The organism is Peribacillus frigoritolerans, from assembly GCF_004358755.1.
Lineage (GTDB): Bacteria > Bacillota > Bacilli > Bacillales > Bacillaceae > Bacillus_P.
In genome coordinates this window covers 1-12,949 of sequence record NZ_SMZY01000010.1, presented here as the reverse complement: position 1 = coordinate 12,949, position 12,949 = coordinate 1, and the positions used below count along the sequence as shown (strand labels likewise).

15 protein-coding genes, 2 tRNA genes and 1 rRNA gene are annotated in these 12,949 nt (G+C 42.2%); 4 read left to right on the top strand and 14 right to left on the bottom strand.

Annotation, left to right across the window (positions count from 1 at the left end; genetic code table 11):
* Nucleotides 1-190: 190 nt before the first annotated feature.
* Complete coding sequence (locus E2R53_RS23730; protein WP_133313879.1) at nt 191-871, top strand: excalibur calcium-binding domain-containing protein; 681 nt, start codon at nt 191-193, stop codon at nt 869-871.
* 278 nt (nt 872-1,149) lie between these two features.
* On the opposite strand, the gene groL is transcribed toward E2R53_RS23730, so the two are convergent.
* Nucleotides 1,150-2,778 carry a chaperonin GroEL gene (gene groL, locus E2R53_RS22445; RefSeq protein ID WP_133313878.1) on the bottom strand — a complete coding sequence of 543 codons (1,629 nt, stop codon included), beginning with the start codon at nt 2,776-2,778 and terminating at the stop codon, nt 1,150-1,152.
* A gap of 50 nt (nt 2,779-2,828) precedes the next feature.
* Nucleotides 2,829-3,113, bottom strand: coding sequence for a co-chaperone GroES (groES, locus tag E2R53_RS22440; RefSeq protein ID WP_133313877.1), 285 nt, complete (start codon nt 3,111-3,113; stop codon nt 2,829-2,831).
* Nucleotides 3,114-3,407: 294 nt separating this feature from the next.
* Between groES and E2R53_RS22435 the strand changes: the two genes are divergently transcribed.
* Both E2R53_RS22435 and E2R53_RS22430 read left to right on the top strand, forming a co-directional pair.
* On the top strand, nt 3,408-4,139 hold the full coding sequence (locus E2R53_RS22435; protein WP_133313876.1) for a CPBP family intramembrane glutamic endopeptidase: 732 nt from the start codon (nt 3,408-3,410) through the stop codon (nt 4,137-4,139).
* A 2-nt stretch (nt 4,140-4,141) separates the two neighbouring features.
* The gene (locus E2R53_RS22430) at nt 4,142-4,339 is read left to right on the top strand and encodes a YdiK family protein (RefSeq protein WP_133313875.1); all 198 of its coding nucleotides are present in this window, start codon (nt 4,142-4,144) and stop codon (nt 4,337-4,339) included.
* Between the two features lie 26 nt (nt 4,340-4,365).
* Here the strand turns inward: E2R53_RS22430 and tatC are convergent, their stop codons facing one another.
* From tatC to moaC, 4 genes are read right to left on the bottom strand one after another with little or no spacing between them, the layout of a single operon-like run.
* The gene (tatC, locus tag E2R53_RS22425) at nt 4,366-5,115 is read right to left on the bottom strand and encodes a twin-arginine translocase subunit TatC (RefSeq protein WP_133313874.1); all 750 of its coding nucleotides are present in this window, start codon (nt 5,113-5,115) and stop codon (nt 4,366-4,368) included.
* 18 nt (nt 5,116-5,133) lie between these two features.
* Nucleotides 5,134-5,310, bottom strand: coding sequence for a twin-arginine translocase TatA/TatE family subunit (locus E2R53_RS22420; protein ID WP_133313873.1), 177 nt, complete (start codon nt 5,308-5,310; stop codon nt 5,134-5,136).
* Nucleotides 5,311-5,327: 17 nt separating this feature from the next.
* On the bottom strand, nt 5,328-5,969 hold the full coding sequence (locus E2R53_RS22415; RefSeq protein WP_133313872.1) for a redox-sensing transcriptional repressor Rex: 642 nt from the start codon (nt 5,967-5,969) through the stop codon (nt 5,328-5,330).
* On the bottom strand, nt 5,966-6,481 hold the full coding sequence (gene moaC, locus E2R53_RS22410) for a cyclic pyranopterin monophosphate synthase MoaC (protein ID WP_133313871.1): 516 nt from the start codon (nt 6,479-6,481) through the stop codon (nt 5,966-5,968). Before moaC ends, E2R53_RS22415 begins: the two co-directional genes overlap by 4 nt.
* 153 nt (nt 6,482-6,634) lie before the next feature.
* Between moaC and E2R53_RS22405 the strand changes: the two genes are divergently transcribed.
* Complete coding sequence (locus E2R53_RS22405; RefSeq protein WP_133313870.1) at nt 6,635-8,551, top strand: ABC-F family ATP-binding cassette domain-containing protein; 1,917 nt, start codon at nt 6,635-6,637, stop codon at nt 8,549-8,551.
* A gap of 243 nt (nt 8,552-8,794) precedes the next feature.
* On the opposite strand, the gene tsaD is transcribed toward E2R53_RS22405, so the two are convergent.
* The 8 genes from tsaD to rrf form a co-directional block, all read right to left on the bottom strand.
* Nucleotides 8,795-9,814, bottom strand: a complete 1,020-nt coding sequence (gene tsaD / locus E2R53_RS22400; protein WP_133313869.1) for a tRNA (adenosine(37)-N6)-threonylcarbamoyltransferase complex transferase subunit TsaD — start codon at nt 9,812-9,814, stop codon at nt 8,795-8,797.
* Nucleotides 9,811-10,272 carry a ribosomal protein S18-alanine N-acetyltransferase gene (gene rimI / locus E2R53_RS22395; protein ID WP_286166385.1) on the bottom strand — a complete coding sequence of 154 codons (462 nt, stop codon included), beginning with the start codon at nt 10,270-10,272 and terminating at the stop codon, nt 9,811-9,813. The genes tsaD and rimI overlap by 4 nt, the downstream gene beginning before the upstream one ends.
* A gap of 13 nt (nt 10,273-10,285) precedes the next feature.
* Nucleotides 10,286-10,975: a tRNA (adenosine(37)-N6)-threonylcarbamoyltransferase complex dimerization subunit type 1 TsaB gene (tsaB, locus tag E2R53_RS22390; protein WP_133313868.1), complete on the bottom strand. Its 690-nt coding sequence runs from the start codon at nt 10,973-10,975 to the stop codon at nt 10,286-10,288.
* Complete coding sequence (gene tsaE, locus E2R53_RS22385; RefSeq protein ID WP_133313867.1) at nt 10,956-11,429, bottom strand: tRNA (adenosine(37)-N6)-threonylcarbamoyltransferase complex ATPase subunit type 1 TsaE; 474 nt, start codon at nt 11,427-11,429, stop codon at nt 10,956-10,958. The genes tsaB and tsaE overlap by 20 nt, the downstream gene beginning before the upstream one ends.
* 9 nt (nt 11,430-11,438) lie before the next feature.
* Nucleotides 11,439-12,422 carry a thiamine-phosphate kinase gene (thiL, locus tag E2R53_RS22380; protein WP_133313866.1) on the bottom strand — a complete coding sequence of 328 codons (984 nt, stop codon included), beginning with the start codon at nt 12,420-12,422 and terminating at the stop codon, nt 11,439-11,441.
* A 192-nt stretch (nt 12,423-12,614) separates the two neighbouring features.
* Nucleotides 12,615-12,690 (bottom strand) — tRNA-Asp (locus E2R53_RS22375).
* Between the two features lie 3 nt (nt 12,691-12,693).
* Nucleotides 12,694-12,770, bottom strand: a tRNA-Met gene (locus E2R53_RS22370).
* Nucleotides 12,771-12,827: 57 nt separating this feature from the next.
* Nucleotides 12,828-12,943: ribosomal RNA gene (gene rrf / locus E2R53_RS22365) — 5S ribosomal RNA — on the bottom strand.
* Nucleotides 12,944-12,949: the final 6 nt, after the last annotated feature.

Here is a 12,949-nt window from a genome sequence, read left to right as displayed (position 1 = left end):
AGAGCAGAATACTCTCTACATCTCTATACCTCTTTTTTCTCTTATGAAACCATGGTAACTCTTAGAGTTGACTCTAGGTCAAGTGATAATGTTATTCTATCTGGCGGTTTTGAAATGCATACAACACTGTCTTATCGCTTTTGTAAACTTATGTTGAAATGTAAATATTAAGTAAACAGGAGGAAACATATTGAAATTTTTAAGAGTAATAGCACTTATTATTGCTGTCTTATTCCTATTATTTTGTTTAGTCGGTTCCCAAAGAGCATGGTTCGGAATCATTATTTTCATTATTGGACTTTTCTTACATAAGCAATATCGGAAAGGGAGAATTCAGTTTTCTAAATCTAGATATATTATTACTCTCGGTCTGCTTTCTGGGTTCATCCTGGCGCTTACATCTCCAGCTGATACTAAACCTAAACCTGTTAAACAAACTGCTTCTGAAGCAAAAGCTGCAGACACTGCAGTGAAAGCTGAAGAGGAAAAGGCTAAGGAAGCTGAAAAGAAAAAAGAAGAGGCAGAAGCCAAAAAACAAGCCGAACAAAAGCGTCTTGAGGAAGAAGCCAAGAAGCAGGCTGAACAAAAACGCCTTGAAGAAGAAGCTAAGAAGCAAGCTGAACAAAAGAGACTGGAAGAAGAACGAAAAAAGAAAGAACAGGAGCAGGCAGAAGCTGCTGCGCAGGAAGCCGAGCGTAAAAGAAAAGAACAAGAAGCAGCTGCAGCTGCAGCCGAGCCGGTTCAATCAACAGAAACATTTGATAATTGTACTGAAATGAGAAAGGTTCACCCAAAAGGAGTACCATCATCTCATCCGGCATATGAATCACAGCATGACCGAGATAAAGATAATTGGGCTTGTGAACGTTAGAAGAAGTTGCATGACAGCTTCTTTTTTGTAAGCATCATTTCATGAATCCGCAACCTTGTTCTTCAATTAGAAACAGACCTGATTTTATACATGGAATTTCACTACTTTGCTTGAATGTTTGCTCCAAATATGATGTTAGTGCTGCTTTCCAGATGCTCAGTATGTCTGTCTCCACGTAACGTATGGAATAAAAAAGAGGCTTCCCAAATCCTATTGGGAAACCTCTCATTTTGTTTCTGACGATAGCATATTATGCTATTTCAGGTTTCGGAGCAAGATTACATCATGCCGCCCATTCCACCCATGCCGCCCATATCAGGCATTGCAGGAGCGTTTTCTTCTGGCTTGTCAGCAACTACTGCTTCAGTAGTTAAGAACATAGCAGCTACAGATGCAGCGTTTTGAAGAGCTGAACGAGTTACTTTCGTTGGGTCAACGATACCGGCTTCGATCATGTTTACCCATGCGCCAGTTGCAGCGTTGAATCCAGTGCCTACTTCAGCATGCTTCAGGCGCTCAACGATAACTGAGCCTTCAAGACCAGCGTTGTGTGCGATTTGGCGTACTGGCTCTTCAAGAGCGCGCAATACGATGTTTACGCCTGTTGCGAAATCGCCTTCGCCTTCTAGTGATGCTACTTTGTTGTATACATTTACTAGGGCAGTACCACCGCCTGATACGATGCCTTCTTCTACTGCAGCGCGAGTAGAGTTAAGGGCATCTTCAATGCGAAGTTTGCGCTCTTTTAATTCTGTTTCAGTTGCAGCACCAACTTTGATAACTGCTACACCGCCAGCTAATTTAGCTAGACGTTCTTGTAATTTTTCTTTATCGAACTCAGAAGTTGTTTCTTCTAATTGAGCACGGATTTGTTTTACGCGGCCTGCAATTTTGTCAGACTCTCCAGCACCTTCAACGATTGTTGTGTTTTCTTTTGTTACAACAACTTTAGAAGCGCGGCCAAGTTGAGTGATGTTCGCTGATTTAAGATCTAAGCCTAGATCTTCAGTGATCACTTCTCCGCCAGTAAGAACTGAGATATCTTCAAGCATTGCTTTGCGGCGGTCGCCGAATCCAGGAGCTTTAACAGCTACTGCATTGAATGTTCCGCGAAGTTTGTTCACTACTAATGTAGCAAGTGCTTCACCTTCAACATCTTCAGCAATTAATAATAGAGGCTTGCCTTGTTGAACAACTTGCTCTAATACAGGCAGGATCTCTTGAATGTTCGTGATTTTTTTATCAGTGATTAAGATGTATGGGTTGTCAAGGACAGCTTCCATTTTATCTGAATCAGTAACCATGTAAGGAGATGCATATCCGCGGTCGAATTGCATACCTTCAACTACTTCAAGCTCAGTTGTGAAGCCTTTTGATTCTTCGATTGTGATAACGCCGTCGTTTCCAACGCGCTCCATCGCTTCTGCAATCAATTGGCCTACTTCATCGTCAGCAGCAGAAATCGCAGCTACTTGAGCAATTGATTCTTTGCTTTCGATTGGTTTAGAGATCGCTTTTAATTCTTCTGTTGCAATGACAACAGCTTTTTCGATTCCTTTGCGGATACCCATTGGGTTAGCGCCAGCTGTTACGTTTTTAAGACCTTCGCGGATCATTGCCTGAGCAAGAACCGTTGCAGTTGTTGTTCCGTCACCGGCAACATCATTTGTTTTGCTTGCAACTTCAGCAACAAGCTTTGCACCCATGTTTTCGAATGCATCTTCAAGCTCGATTTCTTTTGCAATTGTTACACCGTCATTTGTAATAAGCGGAGAACCGAATTTCTTTTCAAGAACCACGTTGCGTCCTTTTGGTCCAAGCGTAACTTTAACTGCATTAGCAAGTGCATCAACCCCGCGCAGCATTGCGCGGCGAGCGTCTTCACTGAATTTAATGTCTTTAGCCATGTTCCATTACCTCCTAAGAATGATGTTCTATGATATTGGAAATTTATTAATTAGCCGATAACTGCTAAAATGTCACTTTCGCGTAAGATTAAGTATTCAGAACCCTCATACTTCACTTCTGTACCAGAGTATTTTGAGAAGATGATACGATCGCCTTCTGCAACTTCAAGAGCAACACGCTCACCGTTGTCAAGCACACGACCAGTACCTACTGCCACTACTTTACCTTCTTGCGGTTTTTCTTTCGCACTATCCGGCAGTACGATCCCACTAGCAGTTTTTTCTTCAGATTGTACAAGCTCAATTACGACACGATCACCTAATGGCTTTAACAAGTGAAACAACCTCCTCAAGATTTCATTAATTTAAATTTTCATTTTATTAGCACTCATATGTCTTGAGTGCTAACACAAGTACTATATTATATAATCTCTCATTCAAATTCAAGTAATATGTAAAAAAAAATTGAAATCCTTTTCCTTATCCCGCTTTCACATGTTTCTAGCGCCTTCTGCATACTCTAAAGGCGTTATCCTCCTACATCCGGCCTTATTTATGGTACAATTATGCCTAGCTGAAATTTTGCTTATCCTGACTTAAACCATCCGGCAAGTAAAGGAGTCGTTCGTTTGAAGAAAGAATATTGGCTTATTATTTTGACATATATCGTCATGCAGTTTTCAGGCATTCTTGGCATTCCGCTTCTGCTTAAACTTGGCGTCGGGGATGACGAATCGATGCGCATGGCGCAGATAACAGCATCAGGCTATTGGACCGTGTTCAGTTTTGCAGCAGCCTTTATGATTGTACTTCTTCTCCTTCGCAGCCATTTTAAAAGCAATGATCTAAGGGGCGATGCCGCTCCAGCTGGTCCATCCATTTTATGGGCTGTAGGCGGAGTGTTCATGGCGCTGTCTGTTCAAGTGATTGCCGCTAATATAGAAATTCAGGTATTTGGCATTGAAGGTGAATCAGAAAATACAAAGGTCATCATGGAAGTATTGAAGGTAACGCCTTTGCTTATAGTCGTCACTTCCATCATCGGCCCAATTCTGGAAGAAATCATTTTCAGAAAAATTTTATTCGGTTCTTTGTATCAGCGGATGAATTTCTTTTTGTCCGCACTGATCAGTTCGATTGTATTCGCACTTGTTCACGGTGAACCTCAGCATCTTCTTCTTTATGGATCCATGGGGTTTGTGTTTGCTTTTCTATATGTAAAAACGAAGCGCCTCATGGTACCTATTTTTGCCCATGTTGCGATGAATACGTTTGTGGTCATTCTGCAATCAAACCGGGAACAGCTTGAGGAAATGATGAAGAAGGCAGAACAAATGCAATTTATTTTTGGAGGCATGTAAGCATGAGAACAAGCCCAATTTCAATGGGAGTCTTTTACTTGGCAATGGGTATTTTGTTTACCTATCTTGCCGTAAACAGTTCAGAAAGCGGGATCTGGTCGTTTCCGACAATTCTGCTTATGTTAATCGCTACGTTTGATCTTGGAGTAGCATTTAGAATGTTTAATCTTTCTTATAAAGTGAAAACGAAGAAAAAATAAAAAGAAGGGTGATCCTATTAACAGGATCACCCTTCTTTATTTGCTTCTTCAAACTGTGTGCGCTGCGCCTTGCGGTAAGCAAATCTTGAGACAACTATGCTTATTTCATAAAGGATAAACAGCGGTACGGAAACCATGAGATGCGAGACAAGCTCCGGCGGTGTAATCAACGCTGCAATAACGAGAAGGGCAAAGTACGCATATTTCCTGATTTTCGAGAGGAACATCGGTGTTACGATGCCAAGCCTCGTTAAGAACATGATGACAACCGGAAGCTGAAACAGAAGTCCAAACGGCACCGTCAGCTGAATTAAAAACTGAAAGTATTCATTGATGCCAATGACTTGATTAATCTCTAAGTCATTGGAGATCCCCTCCATGAAATCCACGACATATGGAAAGAGCAAAAAGTACGAGAAGCTGATGCCGGCAAGAAACAGTCCAATGGAGATCGGAATATAGCTCAGCGTGACCCGTCTTTCTTTTTCATAGAGACCTGGACTAATGAATGCCCACAGCTGATAAAGAATAATTGGAGATGTAATAATAAAGGCAATGATAAATGCAAATTGCATATAGACCATGAGCGGATCGGTCATTCGGAATGAATTCAGCGTTAAGTTCTGAGCTTCATTCGTATGCTGTAAATAGATGATTATCGGCTTTGCTAATAAAAAGCCTGCAATCACAGAGATGAAAAGGAAAAAAACCGTAATGATGAGCCTTTTCCGCAGCTCGGCGATGTGATCGTAAACCGACATTTCGTTTTGTTTCATGACAGCTTTCATCCTATCTTACTTCTCTTCTTTCTTTTTATCTTCATCATCATCCGCGAGACCCTTCGTTGCATGCTTAAATTCACGCAATGAATTTCCGATCGCTTTTCCAAGCTCAGGCAGTTTCTTTGGCCCGAAGATTAAAAGTGCAGCAAAAACAATCAGCAATAAACTTCCAAAACCGATAGTAGGCATATCATTCACCTCAATTCTTAAGCGTTAGGATAGTGCTTCAAAAAGTACACGAGTGATTGCAGTTCTACTGCAAGATCAATATGATGAATTCGTATTTCCTCGGGTACATTTAACCGTGCCGGAGTAAAATTCAGAATCCCTTTAATTCCTTTTGCAATCAGCCTGTCCGTAATGGGCTGGGCAGCCTGTGCCGGAACCGTTAAAATCGCCACGGTCACATCATCAGGAAGGTGTTCTTCAAGATCATCCAGATTAAAAATAGGCACATCTCCGATTTCAGTGCCGATCTTTTTCTCATCGACATCAAAGGCAAGTGAGATTAACGTATTATTATTCTTAGTAAAATTATAATGCAAAAAAGCTGTGCCTAGATTACCGACACCTATCAAGGTAACTTTTGTCACTTCGTCCTGATCGAGCGTTTTTCTGAAAAAAGACAGAAGATAATTAACATTATACCCATATCCCTTTTTGCCAAGGGCTCCAAAATAAGAAAAATCCCTGCGGATCGTTGCAGAATCCACTTTTACCGCATCGCTCAGCTCTGCTGAAGAAACACGCTGTTTCCCTGATGCATGAAGATTCTTTAAAAAACGATAGTATAAAGGCAAGCGCTTAGCAGTAGCTTGCGGAATTTTCGATTGTTCGATGTTGTTCACATTCTATCCCCCACATTCAAAGCTACATCTACGTCTCGTGTATAATCTCCGCTTTTCCCGCCAGTTTTTAAAGATAAATAGGCAGGTCCGATGATTAACCCTTTATCAAGTGCTTTACACATATCATACACGGTCAGGGCACAGACTGAAGCGGAAGTTAGCGCTTCCATTTCCACACCTGTACTTCCTGTTGTTTTCACAGACGCAGCAATCATCAGATGGAAAAGATCGTTCTCTTTTTTCCATTCAAATTCAATATCAATTCCCTTAAGAGGAATCGGGTGGCACATTGGAATGATGTTCCATGTGTTTTTGGCAGCCATGATGCCTGCTACCTGGGCAACAGCCAGCACGTCCCCTTTTTGGAGCTTGTTATTTACAATTTGTTCATATACATGTTCTTTCATGACAACGCTTGAAACAGCCACAGCGGTGCGCACAGAATCATGCTTACTTGATATATCAACCATCTTGGCTCTGCCCTGCTGGTTAAAATGAGTAAAATTTGACATCTTTTAACGCCCCTCATACTAGACTATACACTATTTTTACAAATCTGTCTTTTTACTTATTGTGACAAATGTCTGCACCCTGAAAGCTACAATCATTGCGGCTCTCTCTTCTATAAGCTACACTTAAACTATCATAGCCTGAGGTGAAAATACATGATTTTGCTACAAATTAACCAGCTGACGAAATATTTTGCAGCTGATCTTATATTATCCAATATCAAACTTGAAGTTCAAACAAGGGATAGAATTGCTCTTGTCGGCCGAAACGGGGCCGGAAAATCAACCCTGCTCAAAATTATTGCAGGTCAGCTTTCTTACGAATCCGGAGAGATCATCAAGCCAAAAGGTGTCTCAATCGGTTATCTTGCTCAGGATACGGGTCTCGAATCCAGTCTATCGATTTGGGATGAAATGGTTTCTGTGTTTCAGTTTTTAAAAAATATGGAACAATCCATGCGTGATCTTGAGCAAAAGATGGCGAATACAGATCCAGCACAGCGCGAATTTGACCAATACTTGAAAGAATACGACCGTCTGCAAATTGAATTTAAAGAAAAAGGCGGCTATCAATATGAAGCGGATATCCGCTCTGTCCTCCACGGGCTGGGATTCGCGGAATTCGATGTCTCTTCTCCTATCCAGCGTTTGAGCGGAGGCCAGAAAACGCGCCTGGCACTTGGCAAGCTGCTATTGACAAGTCCTGACTTATTAGTGCTGGATGAGCCGACAAACCATCTGGATATTGAAACACTGTCCTGGCTCGAGCAATATCTGCAAAGCTACAGCGGAGCGATTTTAATCGTTTCCCATGACCGATATTTTCTAGATAAAGTTGTAAACCAGGTCTACGAAATTTCGAGAAACACCAGTATTAAATATGCAGGAAACTACAGCCGCTACTTAGAGCAAAGCGCGGAAAACTATGAGCGTGAATTGAAACTCTACGAAAAACAGCAGGACGAGGTGGCAAAGCTTAAAGATTTCATCCAAAAGAATATGGCCAGAGCGTCTACCACAAAACGCGCTCAAAGCCGAAGAAAAAAACTGGACCGCATGGAACTGATGGACAGGCCTCTAGGCGATGAAAAATCAGCTCATTTCCGTTTTGATATTGAAAAACAAAGCGGAAATGATGTGCTGAAAGCCAATGATATAGCCGTTTCATATGATGGTGTGCAGCCAATCATCTCAAACGTTTCTTTTTCCATCTCAAGAGGTGACAGCATTGCTCTTGTCGGTCCAAATGGAATAGGCAAATCTACGCTTTTAAAAACAATCATTGATAAGATGGCTCCATTTAAAGGAGCATTTGAAATAGGTTCAGGAGTGAAGATCGGTTATTACGATCAGGAGCAGGCGAATTTAACTTCAAACAAACGCGTGCTTGATGAATTGTGGGATGAATATCCGATGCTTGCTGAAAAAGAAATCCGCACCGTACTCGGCAATTTTCTATTTTCAGGCGACGATGTTTTAAAGAATGTATCAACTTTAAGCGGCGGGCAAAAAGCACGACTCGCTCTTGCCAAGCTTATGCTGCAAAAGGCAAATCTGCTCATCCTTGATGAGCCCACAAACCATCTCGATCTTGACAGTAAAGAAGTTCTGGAAAATGCCCTGATTGATTATCCAGGCACAATCCTATTTGTATCCCATGACCGATATTTCATTAATCGCATTGCAACCAAAGTATATGAACTATCAGCAAACGGCGTCTATGAATATCTGGGCGACTATGATTATTATCAAACTAAAAAGGCAGAACAGCTGGAGCTTGCAGCACTAGACGCAGTTCCTGATTTGAAGCCTAAAGAAAATCAAAACAAGCTATCCTATGAACAAGATAAAGAAGCAAAAAAACTGGCAAGACAAAAACAAAGAAGACTGCAGGAAGTAGAAGAGCGAATCTCGTTCGCTGAACAGCAGATCGAGAAGAATGAAGAACTGTTATGTGATCCGGAGATATATCAAAACCATACGAAAGTGCAGGAAATCAACACAGAAAACGATGGTTATCAACAAGAACTCGAACATCTAATGAATGAATGGGAACAGCTTCAAGAGGATTAACAGCTTATACACATATTTTATGAATCAAAAAAACTCAGTGCCGATAATAGCACTGAGTTTTTTAGTTATCCACATAAGAAAATCTTATTTTATAAGGTTCCCACTCTTTTATTCACATTATCCACAAAATAGCGCTTTTTTATCCACATTATCCACAGGTTATTCAATGCTTATTCCACAAGCTTTTCTAAAAGCGAAATAATGTTATTAGACTGCATGTGGATAACATGTTAATACAACATATTAACTAGGCAGTTCCAGTCCAGGATTCGCATTCATTCTCAAATTGCCCCTATGACCCTTTGTAAAAAGGACGCTTCCAGCAGCAGCAATCATCGCTGCATTGTCTGTACATAGAGATAATGGCGGAATCAGCAGCTCTACATCCTGAAATTCTTTAAACTTCTCTTCTAAAGCCGCCCTTAAACCGCGATTGGCTGCTACACCTCCAGCAAGAAGAACCTGCTTTACCTTGTATTTCTCAGCTGCTGATGCTGTCTTTGTGACAAGAACATCGATAACGCTCGCCTGAAAGCTTGCCGCTAAATCATTGGGATCAATGACTTCACCCCGCTGCTCTGCATTGTGAAGAGTATTGATGACAGCCGATTTCAAGCCGCTGAAGCTGAAGTTGTAAGAATCCGGCTCAAGCCAGGCTCTCGGTAAATTGATAACAGGAGACCCTTCCGCTGCCATCCGGTCTATATGAGGTCCACCCGGATAAGGCAGATGAAGCGTTCTTGCCACTTTGTCATACGCTTCACCTGCAGCATCATCAAGCGTTTCTCCAATTACTTCAAATGATCCATGTTCTTTCATATAAACAAGTTCAGTATGCCCCCCGGATACAACAAGCGAAAGCAAAGGAAACTGCAGTTCCGAGATCAGCTGGTTTGCATAAATATGACCGGCAATATGATGAACGCCTATTAATGGCAGCTGGTGGGCAAATGCCAGCGCTTTTGCCGCATTGACTCCAATCAATAGTGCGCCAACAAGACCCGGTCCTTCGGTAACTGCGATGGCATCGAGGTCTTTAAATGTCATTTCAGCCTGCTGCATCGCTTCTTCTAGCACAAGTGTCATCTGCTCAACATGATGTCTTGATGCGATCTCAGGTACAACCCCGCCAAAACGTTTATGGCTTTCAATTTGAGAAGCGACAACATTCGAAATGATTTCACGGCCGTTTTTTACAATCGATACGGCCGTTTCATCACAGCTCGTCTCGATTCCTAATATATATTGATCTATTACAGTCATTTTAATTTCACCCACATTACTAACGCATCTTCCCCGTTATCAGTATAATACCGTTTTCTAATTCCGCCGGGCTGAAAACCGAGCTTCGTGTACAAAGATTGCGCGATATGATTTGAGACTCGTACCTCTAGAGAAATTTTCCCTGCTCCATATTCCTTCGCCATTCCAATTGCCTGTTTCAGCAATGTTTCACCAATCTTATTCCCTCTGAAGTCCGGCAATACGGCAATGTTCGTTACTTGAGCCTCATCCATAATGATCCACAGTCCGCAATAGCCGATAATTTTCTGGTCAAATTCTACAACAAGATATTCGGCAAAATGATTTTGAGTCAATTCATTGTGAAAGGATTCCTTCAGCCAAGGTGTTGCAAAGGATTGTGTTTCAATTTCATAAACAGCCTCAATGTCATCTACATTCATAAGCCTGACCCTGATTGTATCCTGTTCCTGTTTCAACCTTCTCACCCACTTATTTCTGTTGTTCGAGCCACTTTACTTCCGCCTCTGCTAAACGGATATAGTTCGGCACGAAGGTATGTATATCCACAGGCTCTTTCATCAAGCCGATTTTTCCAAGCATGGCCGGTCTTGGATTATGTTCGGTCATACTTGCAATCACTGCCTGATCACCAAGCACTTCAATGATTAACTCCTGATGCAGGCTAACATCATTTCCGATAAAAAGAATTTGCTTCTCTTCCTTTTTTAACTCTAAAAGCCAATCTGACAGCAGGAGATTTTGATCGTTTCTTCTATTTAAAAGATCCCCATCTGCATACTCATACAAGCCTGTATACACCTGACCGCGCCGGGCATCAAAAATCGGACAGATAAAACCATTAAAATAGCATCCGCCAGCTGCAAGCACCTCAAGACTTGAAACACTGGCAAGGGGAATGTTTAACGTCCATGCAAGTGTTTTAGCAATGCTGACACCAATTCTGAGGCCGGTATAAGATCCAGGACCACCCGCAACAATGACACGATCCAGTTCACCAGGCGTAATACTGCATTCCTGCATAAGCCATTCCACAGCAGGCATTGCCCGAACCGAATGATTCTGCTTGATGTTTGTTACATATTCTCCAACCACTTTGGTGTCTTCCACTATCGCCACACCAAGCGTCAAATTGGACGTATCAATCGCGATTGCTTTCATCTATAAGCTCCTTACATAATCCAATATAGTGATCCCCGATAGGTTCGAAGATAATTTCACGGGACTCATCTTCCACACGAAGTATACGAATACCAAGTCGATCTGGAGGAAGCTGCTCCTGAATAAGATGTGCCCATTCAACCACTGTGACACCCTCTCCTTCAAAAAACTCATCAAAACCTAAATCCTCTTCGCTGTCTTCCATTCTGTACACATCCATGTGATAAAGAGGCAGTCTCCCGTCCCGGTACTCCTTCATAATCGTAAATGTCGGGCTGTTTACGTTTTTTTGGATCCCCATTCCTTTAGCTAAACCCTTTGTAAACGTAGTTTTCCCGGCTCCCAAATCACCTTCTAATGTAATTACATCTCCAGGATTCACAAGTTCACCAAGCCTGACGGCAAGCTTCGTTGTTACCTCAGGGCTATTTGTTCTCACTGTATGCTTAGTCATATACTCACCTTACTTAAAATGATTGTATCCCGATTTTTCGAGCTTTGTTTTCTTGCCATTATGCAGAAGCAGCACCTCGGATGAGCCTGCTTCTACCTGCCCAATCCTTGTTAGAAAAATGCCTTCTTCGCTGCACTTCTTTTGAAGAAGGTCAAATGTTTCGGGAGGAACCGTGCCAACCAGCTCAAAATCTTCTCCTCCATATAAAATCCACTCATCGAGCTGCTCAGAATGTAAAGAACGCAGTGAATCACTGAGTGGAACGCGGTCTTTTTCTATGACCATTTTAACACAGCTTGCCTCGCATAATTCATTTAGTTCACTTGCAAGGCCGTCACTTATATCATTCAATGAGATGCGCTCAGCGGAAGACATAAGCTGCCCTGCCTTAACCTGCGGCACTGGACGCTTATGGCGATTCACAAGAAATGCAGAATCATTTTCTTCATGAACTGAAAGGTTTCCAAGCAGAATCTGGAGTCCTGCAGCTGAATCACCAATTGTCCCTGTAACAAATACCACATCACCTGGACGTGCATCCTTTCTTAAACGCTGTTTCCCTTGCTGAACTTCTCCTATGACCGTTACCGTAATCACAAGCCTATCTGAGGTTGAAACCGTATCCCCGCCAATCAGATCCATGTGGTATAATGCAGCGATCTCATCCATCCCTGCATAGAGCTCCACTAATTCCTCTTCAGACCAGGTTTTAGGGACAGCAATGGTGACGAGATAGTACTTTGGAACACCGCCCATAGCTGCAACGTCACTGATATTGACAGCCACAGCTTTATAGCCGATGTCCTTTGGAGAAGAAGCATCTTTGAGAAAATGAACCCCCTCTGTCATTGTATCTGCACAAACAATTTCCAAATATTCGGGTTTTGCTCTATACAAAGCAGCATCATCCCCTATGCCTTCTATTAATTCCGGCTGGCGATTCTTACTTTGCCTGATTTTATCTATAAAATGAAATTCATCTTCTATGGTCATGTGCTGCACCGCCTTTTCTGATGTAGCCTCGGACTCTTATAAAAAAACCTTAGAACCCTGCAGTTCTAAGGACCGTTCCCTGTAATCAAGTGTATCGCATCTAATTAGTTTGTCCAAGTTTCATTAACAGTCTACCCTAAAAAATGCATAAAAAAAACGAAACACGTAGTTTCGTTGTTGTTTATGTAATAATGGCGGTCCCGACCGGGATCGAACCGGCGATCTCCTGCGTGACAGGCAGGCATGTTAACCGCTACACCACGGGACCAATTGGTTGCGGGGACAGGATTTGAACCTGCGACCTTCGGGTTATGAGCCCGACGAGCTACCAGACTGCTCCACCCCGCGATAGTAATAAATATCTATGAGCTTTTATGCTCATTGATAACATATATAATTGATACTGCCTGGCAACGTCCTACTCTCACAGGGGGAAACCCCCAACTACCATCGGCGCTAAAGAGCTTAACTTCCGTGTTCGGCATGGGAACGGGTGTGACCTCTTTGCCATCATCACCAGACAATAT